We start from the raw sequence: 18,302 nt of genomic DNA, 5'->3' as shown, positions 1-18,302 counted from the left end.
GGTGCTGATGTGCGTGACGCCGTCGAGCCTGCTGGGGAAAGCGTAGTCGTCGAGCGTACCACCCCTGGCCTCCAGCCATGCGAGGATGCTGGTTCGTGCGGGTTCGAGTAATTCGAACTGCACCGGTCGGCCGGTCTTGCGCTGGATGACGATGGCCCGGCTACGAACGCGACCGCCACTGACGAGATCGCCGATCTTTAGCTTGACGATGTCGCAGCCGCGCAGCTTGCTGTCGATGGCAAGGTCGAACATTGCTCGGTCGCGTGTGCGCAATTCGCGGTCAAGCCAGAACCGGATGGCCCAGACCTGCTGAGGCTTGAGGGCTCGTTTGGCGCCAAGCTTGCGGCCAGCATTCCAGGCCGGCCGTCCTTTGACGGCCGGATCGTGTGCAGAATGTCCCATCGTCTGTCTCCTCGCCGCCGGCCCATGCCGACGAGGCGAGAAGAGACCCGAACTGAAGCTTCGGAGAGCGGGCATTTGCGGACGTTCCGACTGCGACTCAACTAAGTCATTCACATACAGCCATGCGGATCCCGAAAGCGGACGCATGTTTCGCGGTGTCACGATGCGTCAAAGGCTTTACTGCGCTGATCAGAGCCTATCGCTCGACTTTCTGCCGTGTCGAAACCCGACCCCCATTCAGCCTGCGCAACGATACCTGAAGACGCGCTTCCGATGCTTTGATCTCACTTAGGGCGTGGTGCGTGTAGTGAACGTGCGCCTCAGCGGCATTGGCGGCTTCCTCCGCATTTCCGGCCATCACGCTCTCGAAGATCGCCCGATGTTGCGCACGCAGTTGGTCGCGCGTCTCCGGACGGGAGAACAAGGTCTCGCGGTTCTCGATCACACCCTGACGGAGCAGGCCGGACAACGCCCGCATCGTGTGCAGAACGACGAGGTTGTGGCTCGCCTCGTAGACCGCGATGTGCAGGTCGACATCCGCCTCCGCCTCCTCGCGCCGGACGCCGCTCTCGTGAGCGCGGTCGATGCGATCCATACAGAGGCTGAGCCGCTCGCGATCGACGCTGTTCGCGCGTTCGGCCGCGAGGCGGGCCGCTAGCCGTTCGGTCGTCGCCCGGAACTCCAGGTAATCGTCCACGACCTCCGCATGGGAGGCGATGAGCGCGATCAGCGGGTCCGTGATCCCGCGGCCGAGGGCGGCCACCGAGCGTCCGGTGGGCGTTTGGACGATGAGGCCTTCGTCCTCCAGGATCTTGATGCCCTGTCGCAAGGTCGGGCGCGACACGTTGAGCTGCACGGCCAGATCACGCTCGGGCAGTAGATGATCGCCCGGGCTGAGAGAACCCTCGCGGATCAGGTCCTTCAGGTGGCGCGCTGTGCTCTCGGCAGCGCTCGCCCCCTTGATCGAGTCCTCCTCCATCTCCCGCTCCCACTCACCCGTACCAACCCGCCCCGCCTGACAACTGTAGCTCGGGCAAGCGCCATGTCCAGTTGACACGATTGGTAAAATTGTTTTACCACCAGATCGCCTGCGGTTTAATAATAAGCCCTGGCGTCGGTTCAGCTCGGTGAAGGCGGCCCTGGTTCTGCGCGCGTACGCCACACGCGCGGGGCGACGATGGGTGCTGGCTCGATCACGGCTCGGATCGGACCACCATCGGGAGGACCACGCCGTGAGTTGGAACCAAGTCTACGATCCCCTGGGCAGCGCACTCTGGTCGACGGCGCTCGCCGCCCTGCCGATCGTCGTGCTGCTCGGCGGCATCGGCCTGCTGCACCTGAAGGCGCACGTCGCGGCTTTGCTGGGCCTCGTCGTGGCGCTCTGCGTCGCCGTGATCGGCTTCGGGATGCCGGCCCCGATGGCCGGGGCCACCGCCGTCTACGGCGCGGCGTTCGGCCTGCTGCCGATCGGCTGGATCATCCTCAACGTCATCTTCCTCTACCGGCTCACGGAGCGGACCGGGCAGTTCGACATCCTGCGCGACTCGATCGCCGGCATCACGCCGGACCGGCGGCTGCAGCTCCTGTTCATCGCGTTCTCGTTCGGCGCCTTCTTCGAGGGTGCGGCCGGCTTCGGCACGCCGGTGGCGGTGACGGCCGCGATGCTGATGGGCCTCGGTTTCACCCCGCTGGCCGCCGCGGGCCTCTCACTCATCGCCAACACGGCGCCCGTCGCCTACGGCGCGCTCGGCGCTCCCGTGATCGCGCTCTCAGCGGTGACGGGGCTCGATCTCATCGCGCTGTCCGCGATGATCGGCCGGCAGCTGCCGTTCTTCTCCCTCCTCGTGCCGTTCTGGCTGATCTGGGCGTTTGCCGGCCGCAAGGGCATGCTGGAGGTCTGGCCAGCGCTGCTCGTGGCCGGTCTCTCGTTCGCGGTTCCGCAGTATCTCGTCTCGAACTTCCACGGCCCTTGGCTCGTAGACGTGGTCGCGGCGATCTGCTCGATGGCGGCGCTCGCCGGCTTCCTGCGCGTCTGGCAGCCCGCTCGCATCTGGACCGCAACCGATGTCGCCGCAGGAACGGCTCCGGTCGCTGAGCGGCGGACTCACTCCCCCGGCACGGTGTTCCGCGCCTGGCTGCCCTGGCTGATCCTGTCGCTGTTCGTCTTCGCCTGGGGCACGCCGCAGTTCCGCGCCTGGCTCGACGCCCTCTGGGTGTGGAAGATGCCGGTGCCCTACCTGCACAACCTCGTCTTCAAGATGCCGCCGGTTGTCGCCGCGAGTCACAGCGAGGCCGCGATCTATACCCTCAACCTGCTCTCGGCGACGGGCACCGGCATCCTGCTCTCGGCGATCGTGGGCGGCCTGATCCTCGGCTTCAGCCCGCTCAAGCTGCTGCGCGAGTACGGCCGCACCGCTTGGCTCGTGCGCTACTCCCTGATCACGATCTCGGCGATGCTGGCGCTGGGCTACGTCACCAAGTACTCGGGCACCGACGCGACGCTGGGCCTCGCCTTCGCGCAGACCGGCTGGATCTACCCGTTCTTCGGGGCGATGCTCGGCTGGCTCGGCGTGGCGCTGACGGGTTCTGACACGGCCTCGAACGTGTTGTTCGGCGGCCTGCAGAAGATCACCGCGGAGCAGCTCGGCCTGTCGCCGACCCTGATGGCGGCCTCGAACTCCTCGGGTGGCGTGATGGGCAAGATGATCGACGCGCAGTCGATCGTCGTCGCCTCCACGGCGACGCAGTGGTACGGCGGCGAGGCGAAGATCCTGCGCTACGTCTTCTTCCACTCTATCGCGCTCGCCTGCCTCGTCGGCGTCCTGGTGATGCTGCAGGCCTACGTGCCGCCATTCACCGCCATGGTACCGGCCGCGGCCATCCCAACCCTCGCTCATTGAGGCCGCCGGGCCGGGGGCGAGCGATCCCTCCCGGCCATCCTTCTGCTCTGGCGATGGCGCCACGCGCCCACGGGGATCCGAGATGCGACTGAACAGCTGCCACAGCTTCCACGATTTCCGCCGCATGGCGAAGGCCCGGCTGCCCGGGCCGATCTTCGACTACATCGACGGGGCGGCCGACGACGAGGTCACGTACCGGCGCAACACGTCGGCCTTCGACCGGTGCGACCTGGTGCCGAACGTCCTGCGCGGCGTCGGCGATATCGACCTGTCCGTGACTGTCATGGGCCAGCGGCTCGCGCTGCCTGTCTACTGCTCGCCCACGGCTCTTCAGCGGCTATTCCATCATCAGGGGGAACGCGCCGTCGCCGCTGCGGCGGGCAAGTACGGGACGATGTTCGGCGTCTCGTCGCTCGGGACCGTAAGCCTGGAGGAAGCGCGTCGCATCAGCGGCGGTCCCCAGGTCTACCAGTTCTACTTCCACAAGGACCGCGGCTTGAATCGCGAGATGATGGCCCGGGCCAAGCAGGCCGGCATCGAGGTCATGATGCTGACCGTCGACAGCATCACGGGGGGGAACCGCGAGCGCGACAAGCGGACGGGCTTCTCGATCCCGTTCCGGCTCACCCTCGCCGGGATGATGCAGTTCGCCATGAAGCCGGCCTGGGGGATCAACTATGTCACGCACGAGAGCTTCAAGCTCCCGCAACTTGATGGCCACGTGGATATGGGCGGCGGGGCACTCTCTATCAGCCGCTACTTCACCGAGATGCTCGATCCCAGCCTGTCATGGGACGACGTCGCCGCCATGGTGCGTGAGTGGGGCGGCCAATTCTGTCTGAAGGGCGTGATGTCGGTGGAGGACGCCAAGCGTGCGGTCGACATCGGCTGCACCGGCATCATCCTGTCGAACCACGGCGGCCGCCAGCTCGACGGCTCACGCACGGCGTTCGACCAGCTCGCCGAGATCGTGGACGCGGTCGGTGACCGGATTGACGTGATCATGGACGGCGGCGTCCAGCGCGGCACCCATGTCTTGAAGGCGTTGTCCGTCGGCGCGAAGGCCGTCGGCCTCGGGCGCTACTACCTGTTCCCCCTCGCCGCGGCTGGTCAGGCCGGCGTCGAGCGCGCATTGGACCTGATGCGGTCCGAGATCGAACGGGACATGCGGCTGATGGGTTGCGCATCCGTCGATCAGCTGACCCGGAGCAACTTGCGCTTCTCCTGACGGGGTCCGGGCTTGCCGCTGTCGCGGGCCGTTGCAACGCACTGCGATGTGGTTGAGCGCGGGTCCGCGAATCCTAGGAAAGACGCAGCATCGCCGGTTGTCCAAGCTTTTCAGCCGGATCGTAATCGGGATGCGCGCCCGAGGCGATCGAGCCCTTGGAAGATGTCCGGCGCCGTGTCGCAGCCGACGGGCCAGATCAACTTGGTCCGGTCGATCATCGGCTCCAGCATCGACGGCAGCTTGGGCGTGGCGCTTAAGCCGGGTGAAATACGGCTTACCGGAACGTTGAGGAGTTCATCTTGCGTCCGCTCACGCCGCACGAACTTAAGATCTTGGCGGCTCTAGACGACGAATTCATGAGCGCATCAGTCATCAAGATCCGGTCTGGCCACTCCAGCTCCGATCCCATCGACGGCGTCTGCGCGGCCTGCATCGAACTTGAGCGAAGAGGCTTGGCGGAGCGGATAGGGTCAGGTCGACGGTCGAAAAACCGCTGGCGTCGATCGCCGCAGACCAACTGAGTTTTAGGCTGGGAATTATAGATTAAATATAACTTTGTAAATTTGAGAAATTAAAGTTTTACTTTCCACAATCCGATTTTTGGAGTCCGAGCAGTTTGTAATAAAGCGAACTTTTGCTAAATTATTACTTGAATTGAAATGTGCCACTTCGCTTTCGGCATGAATTTGCTGCGGCCGAGCGTCCGCTTTTCCCGATCTGTGACCGAAACCGGACCGGCGGAAAACCACCCTGTCCAGTCATTCTGCACCCGACCCATCCAAGACGTTCAGCCGACAGCAGCCATTGCTCAAGAGCGGACGCGCTCGTCGAATTCCGCAACCATTGCGGCAACGTGGTCGTGAACGCTTTTGCGATCTAACCCAGATGCATCCTCGAACAGTTCCGGAGCAGCTTCTCGCCCTCTATCGCTGCCTTCCGGAAGGAACGTGTAGTGGTTCACCCCACCGCGGATCGTCTCGAAGGTGCTGGTGTCGACGCTCGTTTGGAGCGCCCGGCAGCATAGGTCGGGCGGAGCAGTAGTATCGGCGTCGCCACCTATGAGGAGGACGGGACGGGTGATGGCGCGCAGGCTCTCTTCGGAGAAGCCGAGGACGGATCGTCCTGGAGCAATGGCGACCGCGCATCGTACGCGCTCGTCACGGTAGTCATCACGCCGCCTCTCCCACGAGGCACGAAACACTGCGCTCGATTGCAGTTTGGGCAACTCCTCAGCAAGTTGCGGAAATTCGCGCGGGCCTCGGATCGGGCTCGTGACCGGATTGTCAGGCTCAAACTGCGAGTAGGCGACGCGCGCACCTGCGAGGAGCAGCGCGGAGTAGGCACCGGCCGAGAAGCCGGCGATGCAGGCCCGGTCCTCGACTGCTATGCCGAGATCGCCTCGCCAGGACGGATCATCGAGCAGAGCGGTAACGTCACGTGCACGCTCCCAAAGGCAGAGAAATCCCTCCGCCCGATAGGTCTGGTTGCTCGTGTGCCCGTGGTGATCGATGCCAATGGCGACGAAGCCGCGCTCTGCTAGTCGATGGCCAAGCCAATCCATTGCGAGGGCGCTTGCACCGCTGCCATGAGAAAGCAGCATCAGCGGTCGGGATGTTTGAGCCTCGGCAGGCGGCGCATCGATGGCGACGGGTCGCAGCTTGAACCACGATGCTCGGCCAGGGTGTGCCGCAACGTTGAGGTCAGCGGCGGGATACCAAGCTGACCACGACAGTGGGCGAGCGCCGGTGCCCTCCCAGTTGGAGCGCGATGGGTCCAGACACCGACCTGATCGAAACCCAACCGGCAAGAACGGGCCCTCGGCATGCGAACAGACGCGATCCTACGGCGTTGAAGCCGAGACGTCCAAATGCAGGCGGTCCGAAAACCACCCCGAGCGGTCCTGCCGCTACCGACCCATGTCAGCCGTTCAGACAGTCAATGGGACCTCCCGAAAGCGGCCATTCATCAACCGTCGGGCAACGTCGGCTTTCGTAGAGTGCCACCATCGGGGTGCAAATCAGCGCCCCGACTTTTAATGTTACTACCAGCGATAGCGCAGTGTCGCCAGGATTGTCTGCCGGTTGCCGTAGTAACAGCCGGTCGCCGCGATGCAGGTCGTCACGTAGGTCTTATCGAACAGGTTCGTCGCGTTGACCGCCAGATCGACACCTTTCAGGGCAGGGTAGCGGTAACCGAAATCGTAGCGGATCGCGGCATCCACCAGCGTCACCACCGGGATCCGGTAGAGATTGGCGTTGTCGCCGACCGAGGTGCCGATGTAGCGCACACCGGCCCCGAACCCGAAGCCGGCCCAGGGTCCGGTCCGAACGGTATAGTCGAGCCACGCGGCCGCTTGGTGCCGCGGCACGAAAGGCAGTTCGTTGCCCACGATGCTGGTTCCAGCCGCGTTGGCGTTCGCCCGTGTGAACTCGCTGCGCATCGCGGCGTAGGAGGCGATCAGGTCGAGGCTGTCCGTCAAGCTCGCCTTCGCCTCCAGCTCCACGCCACGGACGCGTGCCTCGCCCGCCTGGGTGTTGAAGCGGAAGTCCGAGCTGTCGGGCGTCAGCACGTTCTGCTGGGTCAGATCGAACACGGCGCCCGTGATGAGCAGGTTGGTGCCCACGGGTTGTGCCTTGATGCCGGCCTCGATCTGCTCACCGGTGGTTGGCGCGAAGGGGGATCCGAGCCGGTTCGTGCCGGAGGTCGGCAGGAAGGACGTGGCGTAGCTGACATAAGGCGCGAGGCCGCCGTCGAAGAGGTAGCTCAGTCCGACACGCCCCGTGAAAGCTGCGTCGTCCTGTCGAACCTGGGTAGTCGCGCCAGTTGCCACCGTGCGGGTGCGGGTCACCGCATCGGCCCAGTCCTGCCGCCCGCTGAGCGTCAGGGTGAAGCCGCCGATGCGGATCTCGTCCTGAGCGTACAGGCCCGTCTGGTTGCGGCCCTGCGTGATCCGCGTGCCGACCGGCGGGCGCGTCACGGTGTTGGCGTACACCGGCGCGAACACGTTGATCGACGGCACGATGCGCAGCTGCGACTCGTCATAGCGCGCATCCTCGCGCAGGTAGTCGAGGCCGATGAGCAACGTATGGGCGAAGGGGCCAGTGTGAAAGCGCGCCTCGGCCTGGTTGTCGATGTTGAAAAGGTTCGCGCGTTCGGGGAAGGCCCAGGCGTAGCGCGACAGGGTTCGCCGGTCGGCGCCGAGGGCGATACCCTGCACGCGCTGCGTGTCGGTATCGACGTGCGAGAAACGCAGGTTCTGCCGCACGGTCCAGACGTCGTTGAAGCGATGCTCGAAGGCGTAGCCGACGAAACCCTGCTCCAGGCGGAAGCGGTCGTAGTTTGGCTCGCCGATGAAGCGGCGGGTGGGAATGCGCCCCAGCGGGTTGGCGTAGAGGGTGCCGAGCGTTGGTAGGGCTTGAGGTGCGCCGCCCCCGGGCGAGTCGATCTTTAGGTACTGCGACAGGATCGTCAGGCTGGTGTCGGAGTCCGGGCGAAACGTCACGCTCGGCGCGATGAAGACCCGGTCTTCCTCCAGGAAATCGACCTGCGTGCCAGTGGTGCGCGCGAGACCGGTGAGCCGGTAGAGAATGCGTCCGTCGGGATCGATGGGCCCGGACAGGTCGAACGCGCCCTGGACGCGACCGAAGCTGCCGGTCTGAAGCTGGATCTCGCCGAGCGGAACCGAACTCGGCCGCTTGCTGACCAGGTTCAGGAGCCCGCCGGGCGAGTTTTGACCGTAGAGTCCGGAGGACGGCCCCTTCAAGAGCTCGATGCGCTCCAGCCCGTAGGGTTCGATGCGCGGTTGCGAGTAGCCGCGGGCGCCGAAGGGTAGGCGCAGGCCGTCGAGATAGCGGCCAGGCACGAAGCCCCTCACGGTTAGCCAATCGACCCGCAGATCGGTGTTGCCGTACTGGCCGATGACGCCGGGGGTATACTGAAGCGCCTGAGTCAGCGTCTGGGCCTGTCGATCTTCGATCTCCTTTCGGCCGATCACGTTGATCGCCTGAGGGGTATCGAGGATCGGCGTGCCGGTCTTCGTAGCCGTCGCGCTGCGGCGCGCGACGTAGCCGTTGACGGGACCGACCGCGCTCTCGCCCATCACTTCCAGCATGTCGAGGGTGACGGCGGTCCCGTCCTGTCCGGGCAGCACGGCCTCGGCCACGACGCGGATCAGGGTCGCCGCGCGCGCGCTTGTGAAGTGCGGCACCAAGCCGGTCCCGGTGAGCAACCGCCGCAGCCCCTCATCACGGCTGTAGCGGCCGGACAACCCGGTAGAGTTGAGCCGCCCGGAGGTCTGGGCATCGTAGATCAGTTGCACGCCGCTCGCCGACGCGAAGGCGGCCAGTGCCTCGTCCAGGGGACCGGCCGGGATCGTGAAGACTACTGCCCCGTCCTCAGCTGGGTGCGATGCCGCGACGCGAATAACCGGCCTGATCGCCTGCCCGAGATCCGGTCCCGCCGCAATCGCCGACGAGGCCGGACTCGGGATGGCGGCGACGAGCACCGCGAGACCGCTCAATCCTGCCGCCATCCGACGTCCGTCTCGTCCTGCACCGCGTACTGCGTCCCATGCGTCCCGCCCGCTCATCAGCCCACCGTCCCCGCGCGGCGTGCCGCCGCTCATCGGCAGGTCGTCCGTGCCTGCCCGGGTGCTGAGACGTCTGGGCTGGCGAAGCCCGCAAAAAAACTTGTGGCTGCTAGCGCAGGAGGATGAGGCGCTCGCCCAGGCGGTACTCGGCGAGGCCGAGCGCGGTGCGGATGCTGGTCAACGCCTCGTCTGGCCGGTCGAGATGGAATACGCCTGTCACGCGGCGCGACGCGGCCACGCTGCCGGCTAGCACGATCCGTCCGGGCCGGTAGCGGTTGAGATCGTCCACCACCGTGGCGAGCGGGGTATCCCGGAAGACGAGCAGGCCGCGGCGCCAGGCTGTCGTGGCGTTGTCCAGGGGATGCGGGGCCGCCGGACCACGTCCGACCGCGATGCTGTATCCAGCGCGAAGCAGGGTCGAGGCTGCCGCGTCGCTCTCCCTGACCTCAACCCCCCCGGCGAGGCACGAGACCGTGACGACTCGGCCGCCGAACCAGCCCGCTGCGTCGGGCGCCGGACGGAAGCTGACGGCGAGTTCGCCGGCGGATCCACTGGTCGTCGCGCGCATGCCGGCGGCCTGCACCGTCACCGGCACGCCGTCCGTGGCGGTGACCGCGACCGCGCCGGTGTGGAGGCGCAGCACCGGCCGCCGGTCCGCACCGCCCTCATCAAGGGACGTCTCGGCATCGAGTTCGAGCCGCGTGCCATCCGCAAGGATGATCGTCCGGAGCTCACCGGTGCCGGTGCGGTAGGTCGCGCTGAGTTCCGGCCAGCGCAGGGCGACGGCGCCGCAACCCGCAGCGATCGATGCGGCTCCGACCCCCCAGGCCGCCCGGCGTAGGACGTGGCGGCGTGTCGGCCGGGCGGAGGTCTGCCGGCCGGTCACAGCCGCTCCCCCGTCGAAGGCACGCCCCGTCAGTTGCCAGAGGCGGGCGGCAGCCAGGAACGCGGCATCGTGCTCCGGATCCGCTCGCCAAGCCGCACATTCTTCCGCATCGGCCTTTGTGGCCGAGCCCGATGTCAGGCGGACAACCCAGGCCCGGGCCTGCCCCTCGATGCGGGCGTGCGCCGCGTCGCGATGCCCGTTATCGTCGTGGGCCGTCGTCATGCTCTCCGCAAACGCTCCACTCGGTGTCCGTACCGCCGCTGCGGCTATGCCATACGCCCATTGCCCCAGTCATTCGACGTTCCGGGCCGGTCGCCCCCGCAATCACGGGTTCGGGGGCCGCCGGCCGAGCCGCTCGGCGCAGTGATCGAGGGCCATCCGGATCTCCCCCTCCACCGTCCGGACCGACACGCCGAGACGGCTCGCGATGGCCTGATGGCTCAGGCCATTCAGCCGACTCAGCCGAAACGCCTCGGCGCGTCGCGGCGGCATCTCGGCGAGCGCGCGGGCCAGGTGCTGCCCCTCGATACGCGCCTGCGCGGCCCGATCGGGCCGCGCAGACTCGTCGGGCACGGATAGAAGGGCATCCACCTCGTCGGGCGTGAGGAGCCGGTTGCGGCGGCGGGTTGCTCGGCCATGGTCGGCGACCACATTGCCTGCGACATGGAAGAGAAATGCCCTGTCGTTCCGAATGACGCCGGGGTCCGTACCGCTCTGAACCATACGTACGAAGGTTTCCTGAACCAGGTCAGGTGCGTCCTCTCGGCCAACTCGGTTGGTGAGGAAGCGCAGCAGCGCAGTTTGGTAGGAGCGATAGAGCAGACCGAACCGCGCATTTCGCTCGCTCTGGGTATCGGAAGCCGCGGCCATGAAATCGATCCGATGCACCGCACCGTAGCGGCTGCGTCGCAAGCGGATCTGATCGCAACTCCCCAGCTGAAGGACTATGACGCAGAAACCACACCAAAGATAATATCGCAATTGTTTGGAATTGATATAACTTCAAGTAGATTGCAGCTCCTACTAATGAGCGGTATCCTCGCCGATACGACAACATACTGTTTCTCGTCTTGCGCAGCTTGGGGCAGCGCCTGGCATCGGTCCGAAGCTTTGACAATGAAATCAGTCGCAGGCGGGCGCACAACAGGGTCTGCTTAATGCGTTCTGCGCTTGGAAGCGGACAGTCGCATATCCACCCATCGCGGACATCCCCATGACCAAACAGATCAAGCCCAGGCCCTGAGGCGATTTGGCTTGGTTGGACTGGGCGGTAAAAGAGGCTCTGCATATGTCTACGCTGCATCTTCAGATCCGATGGCCGTCCGCTCTGTCGCCACGTCTATCGGGTGGCCGGCTTTGGCGAACCGGTTCTGACCGCACAACGCTACCATCTCGGGGCGGCGGAAATAGATCGGTCGGCCGCAGCGGATCGGGGCGATACCGGCCACGAACAGGAGCTGCTCATCCCGGCGCATGACCGACATGATCTCATCCGGGAAGATCAGCGGGCGCTTCTGCAGCGCGGTCGAGGCCGACACGCTGACACCGCCCCCGCCTTTTCCGCCGCCCGAACGAGCTTGCTGGCTGAAGGACACGATATTCTGCGTATAGGACCCGCAACGCTCAGACAGCCACTTGGCCGTGTCGAGGTCAGAGATCGCGCTGAAGGACTGCCAGGACGTCGACTCCAGCCACGCCGACAGCGCGTCCTTTCCGCCCCATTGATCGCGCAGCTGACCGATCGATTGGTACACCATCACCATGGTGATGCCGTACTTCCGGCCGGCATCCCGGGCCGTCTCGATGATCTTCATGTGGCCGAGGCGGGCCGCCTCGTCCATCAGGAATGCGACCCGTTCCCTGACCCTGCCGTCGGCGTTGTAGAGGGCATTCAGCAGGGCGCCGAAGATCACCCGGGCCAGGCCGGAGTGGTTATCGAGGGTCTTGATGTCGAGGCAGACGAAGACATCCATGTCGCTCGTCGCCAGGTCCTGGCTGGAAAAGGATCCGCCCGAAACGAGGCCGGCATAGCGCGCATAGGACAGCCAGTCGGTCATCTCCGAGGCCGTGGAATAGATGCCCGAGAACGTCGTCTCTGTCATGGCCATGAACGGACCGAGCGCCAGCCGTGCGAATGAGCCTTCCTCCTCGGCATCGACGATTTCGCGCAGCCGCGCCCGAAAGCGCGGCTCGTCATCGGAAATCATCTCCCGCATGGCGCGCAAGGTCCGCGGACCCTCATAGGATGCGTTGAGGCAGATGTATCCGAGCAGCCCCCGCAGGAGCTGCTGGGCGGAGTTGCGGAAGAACGAATTCGGATCGTCGCGCGTCACCTTTCCGGTCGTCATCCAGGATGTGACGGCGGCGATATCCTCCTCGGGACTTCCCAAGCCCGTGCCGATCCAGTCGAGCACGTTGAAGCCGCTGTTCTCCTCGTTGGGATCGATCCGGATCACCTTGCGTTCGACGCCCGGCTTCATCTTCTCCCGGAACTTGCTGACCATCGGATGCACCTCCAGCGAGGGATCGAGGACGACAGCATTGTGCGGCCAGCGCAGCAGGATCGGCACGACGAAACCGGTGGTCTTGAAGCCACCGGATCCAGCGAAGACGAGGCCGTGGGTCGAACCGAAATTGCAGTTGAAGCCCATCAGCGGACGCTTGCCACCCGAGCCCCACGTCTTGGCATCCGAGGGGTCGAACACCCGGGTTGCCCGATCGTCCAGATCGACCCTGTAGCGCTCTCCGATCGGCATCAGACCGTCCGGCGGAAACAGTTCGGCGACGTGCTTCATCTTCGCCCACTCTGCGTCACCGAAGGCCGCCGAATTCGAGCGCAACGGCCGATCGTAGCCGCGCGCCGTGCGCCGCACCTTCACCAGGGAAACGAGCGGGGCCACGATCACCACGAACAGCGCGAACATGCATCCGCAGAACAGCGGCACGTCGACGAAGTGGAGGATCTGGCCGACGGGATAGGCCGGCGAGAACCGGCTGAGACGACGGACCTCGTCAAATACCGTCCAGCCGATGAGGCCGAGCAGGACCAGGGAGCCGACTCCAGCGACCACCCGGCCGAGGTCGGTCTTTCTCGACAAGCCTGAGGCGCCCATCAAGAAGATCGCCGGCGCCACGATCGTCGCCACCCGGCAGGACCGATAGGCGAGCGTGTAGCCCGGATTATACGGGAAGCACCACAGCATCCAAGGCCAGATGACTAGGAGCATGACGAGGTAGATCGCGAGGATTGCGGCCGCGATCGCCGCAGCAGCCCACCACTTCATTCCCGGAATGCCTTTTCTCCGAGCCGCACGAAATGCTCGGCGGTGTCGGGATCCCGGGCACGCTCCTTTCCATCCAAGAGCAGGCCGAGAAGCTGATCGCGTGGCATGGCGGCAAGTCCTGCCTTCACGATCAGACCGCCGAGCTGGATCTTGAGGTGCGCGTCGGTGCGCCGCTCGTCACGCCGCGCGTTCACGAGCTGTCTTTCCAACCGCCGCAGGCGCCGGATCAGTCGCTGCCTCGGCGTCGCTCGCGTCCGTCGAGGAGCTTCCGGGATCGCCGATCCCGTCAGCTTCGCTTCCTTCTCCTTGGGACTCCTCTCCGGTCTGTTGTGGCTCGGCAGCGGCCTGCTGGCGAAATCGCGTCGCCAGGATTTCGAACTCGGCCATCAACGAGGCTTCAGGAATATCCAGCGTGGCGAGACCGGACCTGAGGGCGAGGCGCCCGATCCGCTCGGCCTGTGCCTTGTCGTGCTCTTTCAATTTCTCCTGGAGAGCGGCGATCTCCTTGAGGATCGTCTTACGGGATTGCAGCCTTGCCATGTCGTGCAGGATTCCATGACCACGGGAAGAATGTGCGATCACAGGATAGCAAGCGTCCCGCCCGATGCGAAGTGATCTGCTACGTGGATCGTTCAAATATTCTGCATCTCTCAAAGATTTGGTGGCAGCCGGCCGCACCATCTGACAGCTTGCCGTTGCATCGAGCGAATTGATTTTGTGTGGATTTCTGGACCGATAGGGATCGAGTCTATGCAGATCTACGGCGCATAGTGCCTCTGCGTGATCCCGGAGCTTTGGCGAAGGGCGCACTTATGGGGAAATTCTTGATTTCCCCGCTGGCAGTGCTATCCAAGTCCTCGGGGGCGGGCTTGGCGATCTACCATCTCAGCGCGCAGATCATCAGCAGAGCCGAGGGCCGAAGCGCCGTCGCCGCGGCCGCATATCGGCGCGCCACCGAACTGACCTGCGCGGCCACCGGTCAGGTGTTCGACTACGGCGCCAAGGAGCATGTCACCCACGCCGAGCTTAGCCTGCCGGCCGAGGTCCCCGCCTGGTTCCGTACGGCCATCGACGGCCGCGACGATCGCGGTGCCTCCGAGGTGTTGTGGAACGCGGTCGAGGCCAAGGAGGGCCTGAAGGGCACCGGCCTCGCGATGGAGATGAACATCGCTCTGCCGGCGGAACTCACTCGCGAGCAGGCCCTTGCGCTCGCTCGGGACTGGATCGAGAGCCAAGTCACCGCCAAGGGCTTCGTGGCCGATTGGGCCGTACACGAGGCTGCCGGCAACCCACATTTCCACGTCATGATCCCGCTGCGACGGATGACCGAACAGGGCTTCGCGGCGAAGTTCGAATTGCTGCGCGACGCGGCCGGCAACGTCGTCTACCGGGATGACGGCAAGCCCCGCTACGAGCGGATGGCTGCACCGATGAAGGAACTCGCCGGCTGGCGGCGGAGCTGGGCCGAGACGGCCAATCGCCACCTCGCGGAGGCGGGTCTGGAGGTCCGGATCGATCACCGCTCGCACGCGGAAGCCGGCATCGCGCTGGAGCCGACCGGGCATGTCGGCGTCACCGCCACCAACATGGCGGTGAACGGAAAGGAAGCCGCCCGCGTCACCGAGGAGCGGGCTTTGCGCGCTCGCAACGCCGCGGCGATCGTGGCCGATCCGGGCCTGCTGCTGCCGATCCTGACGCGCGAGAAGAGCGTGTTCGAGGAGCGCGACATCGCCCGAGCGGTGTTCCGCTACGTCGACGATCCGGCGACCTTCGAGGCGGTGCGACTGCGGCTGGGAACGTCGCCGGAGCTGGTGGCGGTCTGCCCCGAGGTGATCGACCCGGAGACTGAGCGGGTGATCGCGCAGGCCCGGTTCACGACGCGCACGATGTTGCGCACGGAACTGGCCATGCAGGCGGGTGCCGCGCGGCTCTGGACCGAGCACTCCCACGTGGTCGGACAGGCCGCCCTGAATGCCGCCCTCGCCGCACGCCCGAGCCTGTCGGAGGCGCAGCGCGAGGCGGTCGTTCATGTCACCGGCCGGGAGCGGATCGCGGCGGTGGTCGGCTTCGCCGGCGCGGGCAAATCCACCATGCTCGGCGTGGCCAATGCGGCCTGGACTGGGTCCGGGCACCGGGTGTTCGGCGCGGCGCTCGCCGGCAAGGCGGCCGAAGGCCTGGAGCGCAGTTCCGGCATCGCGAGCCGCACGCTGGCCTCGTGGGAACTGGCCTGGAAAGAAGGCAGGGACCAACTCGAAACGGGCGACGTGTTCGTGCTCGACGAGGCCGGGATGGTGTCCTCGCAGCTGCTCGCGCGGGTGGTCGAGGCGGTGGAGCGGCGCGGGGCCAAGCTTGTGCTGGTGGGCGACGCGATGCAGCTGCAGCCGATCGAGGCGGGTGCGGCGTTCCGGGCAATTACCGAGGCTGTGGGCTACATCGAGCTGGCCGAGATCTGGCGCCAATCCGATCCGCGCATGCGCCAAGCATCCGTGGCGCTCGCCCGCGGGGAAACCGAAGCGGCGCTTACGACCTACCGCGAACTCGGGATGGTACGGTTCACGGCCTCGCGCGAGGCCGCCCGGGCGGCGCTGATCGCGGCCTGGAAGCCGGATTATCTGGCGACCAAGCCGGACGGTCGGCCGACGGAAACGCTGATCCTGGCGCAGACCAATCAGGACGTGTTCGCCCTCAACGCGCTGGCGCGTGAGGCCCTGAAGGCCGAAGGTCGGCTCGCGGGCGAGGCACGGTTCATGACCGCGCGCGGCGAGCGCCAGTTCGCCGCTGGCGACCGGGTGCTGTTCCTGGAGAATGATCGGCAGCTCGGCGTGAAGAACGGCATGCTGGCCAGCGTTGTCGCGGTGGCGAACGGTCTTCTCAGGGTGCGCCTGGACCAGGACGGCGTCGGCGACGGTCGGGTGGTCGAGATCGCGGAGGCGGCCTACCGCAACATCGACCACGGCTACGCGGCGACGGTGCACAAGAGCCAGGGTGCGACGCTCGATCGGGTGCATGTGCTGGCCACACCCGGCATGGACCGGCACCTCGCCTACGTGGCGATGACGCGCCACCGGCACAGCGCGGTGCTGCACGCCGCCCATGCCGACTTCATCCCGGATTGGCGGCGGGACAAGCTGGAGGGCAAGCTCGGTTCGGCGCCGAGCGCGGCGGAGTACGACGAGGCGGCCCTGACCGGTCTGGTGCGACGCCTGTCGCGGGACGGGGCGAAGGAGACGACGCTCGATTACCAGGGCGAGGCGGATTACCGGGAGGAGGCGGCACGGCTGGCCAACCCAGCGGTCGCGGCGAGCCTGGCCGATCTGGAACGTCAGCTCGCGGTGGCGGAGCGGCGCGAGGAACTGACGGCCGAGCGGGTGCGCCCGCGGGACCTGCGGGCGCTGGCCTCGGCGTTTGCGGAGCGGCGCGGTCTGAACGGGCCCGCGACGGTCTGGCCAGGGCTGGTGGCGCGTCTGCGCGGGCTGGTGGACGAACTACGCCTGCAATGGGCGGAACTCCGGAGCCTGTCCGATCGGCTCGGGGCGGCGATGGCGGGTCCGCGCGCCCGCGTGGCGGCTTCGATCGCTCCGGTCGAGCCACCGGCTCCGGATCGACCTTCGGCGCAGCCGGCGCCGACTCCGGCCGACGCTGCACAGGATCGGCCGCCGCCGATGCCGTTCCTCGCGGCCGTGGATCTGGGCGAGACCGGCCTGGAGGCGGCGGTCGCTGCCCGGGCGGCCGCGATGAAGACCGTCGACCGACCGCGAACCAAACTGGCGGAGACCCTGGCCGACATGGTCCGGGATCCGAAGCCGCTGCTGGCTGCGATCCAGGCCGAGCTGACGCAGCCGGAAGCCGTGTTCGCCGAACGGGTCGACGCGTTGCTCGCTGCGCCGGAGCGGTTCGGTGGCCTGCACGGCGGGACCGGGCTGTTCGCCTCCAAGACGGCGAAGCGGCAGCGCGACTGGGCCGTGCGCTCGCTGCCGGTGGCGCGGCGCGAGGCCCGTGAGCTGAAGGCGGCCCACGAGGCGCAGCTCGCCGCCGCACGCCGGGACGAGCTGGCCTATCGCGCTCACCTGCGCATTGCCCTGCCGGGGCTCAGCGTGGCTGCCCAGGAGGCGATCCGCGCCGTAGCGCAGGCCAAGCCCGGTACGCAGGATGCGGCGGTCGCGCGGGTGGTTGCCGATCAAGCGCTGTATCCGGAGATCGAGGCGTTCGCCCGGGCGGCGGGGGAGCGGTTCGGGCGTGACGGCTCGATCGGGCATCGGCTGGAGCCGCGGCTCCCGCCGGGCCACGGCCCGGTCACCCAGGAGCTGCGCTATCTCATGAACGGTGCCGGCATCCTCGCCGCCCGATTGGCGCGACAGGGCAAGCTGGACCAAGTCCCGCAACAGGATTTGCGGCGGCGTCGAGATCTAAGCCCCGGTCTGTGAGCGCATCAGAGTGAGAGATCGGATCCTATGTGTTCGGACCGAGAATTCAACAGAGGGAGGATTGCGATCTGGAGGCGAAGCCGCCGTCGCGGCATAGACGGATCGCTCAGAATTTGATCTATACTTGACTTTCTGCCACTTTTATGTTATAAAACTTGTTGGGTTGTTCGAGCTTTCCTTGTAGGAGACGATGTGATGTCCGATCCAACCCGTGCTCATCCGCTCATGTCCCGTGAAGGGGCCGTCGCCCTGTTGGAGCGCATCGCGAGCGGTGTCCCCGACAGCGAACTCGCTCCCCTCGTCCGGGGGCTCGCGACCCATGACGACGAGCAGGCACTCGCGATCATGCGCGGCTCCGGCAACGAGATGAGCGTATCGCTCCAGCTCGTCAGCCTCCTCGCCGAGAGAGATCTCATAACCCTGGACGAAGGCCTCGTGGCTACGAGAGCCCGCCGCCAGAAGGAGAAGGTCGACGCCGCATGAGCGCCGGCGATCCTTACGTCTACTCAGGGACCAACGTTCTCAGGAACAAGCCCGGACTCCGCGATCCGGAAGACCTCGCGGATTTCGAGCAAGCCCATTCATTCGCG

13 protein-coding genes and 1 pseudogene are annotated in these 18,302 nt (G+C 66.2%); 4 read left to right on the top strand and 10 right to left on the bottom strand.

What is annotated here, in order from left to right; all coding sequences use genetic code 11:
• Both ACTJK8_RS26730 and ACTJK8_RS26725 read right to left on the bottom strand, forming a co-directional pair.
• Positions 1-402, bottom strand: a pseudogene (locus ACTJK8_RS26730) (integrase); the annotation flags it as partial.
• Positions 403-598: 196 nt separating this feature from the next.
• Positions 599-1,381 carry an FCD domain-containing protein gene (locus ACTJK8_RS26725; protein WP_058608339.1) on the bottom strand — a complete coding sequence of 261 codons (783 nt, stop codon included), beginning with the start codon at positions 1,379-1,381 and terminating at the stop codon, positions 599-601.
• Between the two features lie 253 nt (positions 1,382-1,634).
• On the opposite strand from ACTJK8_RS26725, the gene ACTJK8_RS26720 reads away from it, so the two are divergent.
• Both ACTJK8_RS26720 and ACTJK8_RS26715 read left to right on the top strand, forming a co-directional pair.
• Complete coding sequence (locus ACTJK8_RS26720) at positions 1,635-3,302, top strand: L-lactate permease (RefSeq protein ID WP_012319507.1); 1,668 nt, start codon at positions 1,635-1,637, stop codon at positions 3,300-3,302.
• An 82-nt stretch (positions 3,303-3,384) separates the two neighbouring features.
• A complete protein-coding gene (locus ACTJK8_RS26715) occupies positions 3,385-4,530 on the top strand; it encodes an alpha-hydroxy acid oxidase (RefSeq protein WP_043347310.1) in 1,146 nt (381 codons plus the stop codon).
• 110 nt (positions 4,531-4,640) lie between these two features.
• On the opposite strand, the gene ACTJK8_RS26710 is transcribed toward ACTJK8_RS26715, so the two are convergent.
• The 8 genes from ACTJK8_RS26710 to ACTJK8_RS26675 all read right to left on the bottom strand — a co-directional run bounded on the left by ACTJK8_RS26710 (position 4,641) and on the right by ACTJK8_RS26675 (position 13,828).
• Positions 4,641-4,850 (bottom strand): hypothetical protein, encoded by a 210-nt coding sequence (locus ACTJK8_RS26710; RefSeq protein WP_139231624.1) that lies wholly within the window; start codon positions 4,848-4,850, stop codon positions 4,641-4,643.
• Positions 4,851-5,338: 488 nt separating this feature from the next.
• The gene (locus ACTJK8_RS26705) at positions 5,339-6,130 is read right to left on the bottom strand and encodes an alpha/beta hydrolase family protein (RefSeq protein WP_244413338.1); all 792 of its coding nucleotides are present in this window, start codon (positions 6,128-6,130) and stop codon (positions 5,339-5,341) included.
• Positions 6,131-6,571: 441 nt separating this feature from the next.
• Positions 6,572-9,061: a TonB-dependent siderophore receptor gene (locus tag ACTJK8_RS26700; protein WP_012329810.1), complete on the bottom strand. Its 2,490-nt coding sequence runs from the start codon at positions 9,059-9,061 to the stop codon at positions 6,572-6,574.
• 166 nt (positions 9,062-9,227) lie between these two features.
• Positions 9,228-10,226, bottom strand: a complete 999-nt coding sequence (locus ACTJK8_RS26695; protein WP_440762796.1) for a FecR family protein — start codon at positions 10,224-10,226, stop codon at positions 9,228-9,230.
• A 102-nt stretch (positions 10,227-10,328) separates the two neighbouring features.
• Positions 10,329-10,874, bottom strand: a complete 546-nt coding sequence (locus tag ACTJK8_RS26690) for an RNA polymerase sigma factor (protein ID WP_012329812.1) — start codon at positions 10,872-10,874, stop codon at positions 10,329-10,331.
• Positions 10,875-11,296: 422 nt separating this feature from the next.
• The gene (locus tag ACTJK8_RS26685) at positions 11,297-13,288 is read right to left on the bottom strand and encodes a conjugal transfer protein TraG (RefSeq protein WP_012329821.1); all 1,992 of its coding nucleotides are present in this window, start codon (positions 13,286-13,288) and stop codon (positions 11,297-11,299) included.
• Entirely contained in the window at positions 13,285-13,482 is a 198-nt protein-coding gene (locus ACTJK8_RS26680) for a conjugal transfer protein TraD (RefSeq protein WP_012329822.1), read from the bottom strand. Before ACTJK8_RS26680 ends, ACTJK8_RS26685 begins: the two co-directional genes overlap by 4 nt.
• On the bottom strand, positions 13,466-13,828 hold the full coding sequence (locus ACTJK8_RS26675; RefSeq protein WP_012329823.1) for a TraC family protein: 363 nt from the start codon (positions 13,826-13,828) through the stop codon (positions 13,466-13,468). Before ACTJK8_RS26675 ends, ACTJK8_RS26680 begins: the two co-directional genes overlap by 17 nt.
• Before the next feature lie 254 nt (positions 13,829-14,082).
• Here ACTJK8_RS26675 and traA point away from each other — a divergent pair, with 254 nt between their 5' ends.
• Positions 14,083-17,712, top strand: coding sequence for a Ti-type conjugative transfer relaxase TraA (gene traA, locus ACTJK8_RS26670; RefSeq protein ID WP_440762795.1), 3,630 nt, complete (start codon positions 14,083-14,085; stop codon positions 17,710-17,712).
• Between the two features lie 195 nt (positions 17,713-17,907).
• A complete protein-coding gene (locus tag ACTJK8_RS26665) occupies positions 17,908-18,195 on the top strand; it encodes a hypothetical protein (protein ID WP_440762794.1) in 288 nt (95 codons plus the stop codon).
• Positions 18,196-18,302: the final 107 nt, after the last annotated feature.

The organism is Methylobacterium sp. 22177 (assembly GCF_052045615.1).
GTDB classification, from domain to species: domain Bacteria; phylum Pseudomonadota; class Alphaproteobacteria; order Rhizobiales; family Beijerinckiaceae; genus Methylobacterium; species Methylobacterium radiotolerans.
The sequence above is the reverse complement of the archived record's forward strand: the minus strand, read 5'-3'. Positions and strand labels throughout refer to the sequence as shown.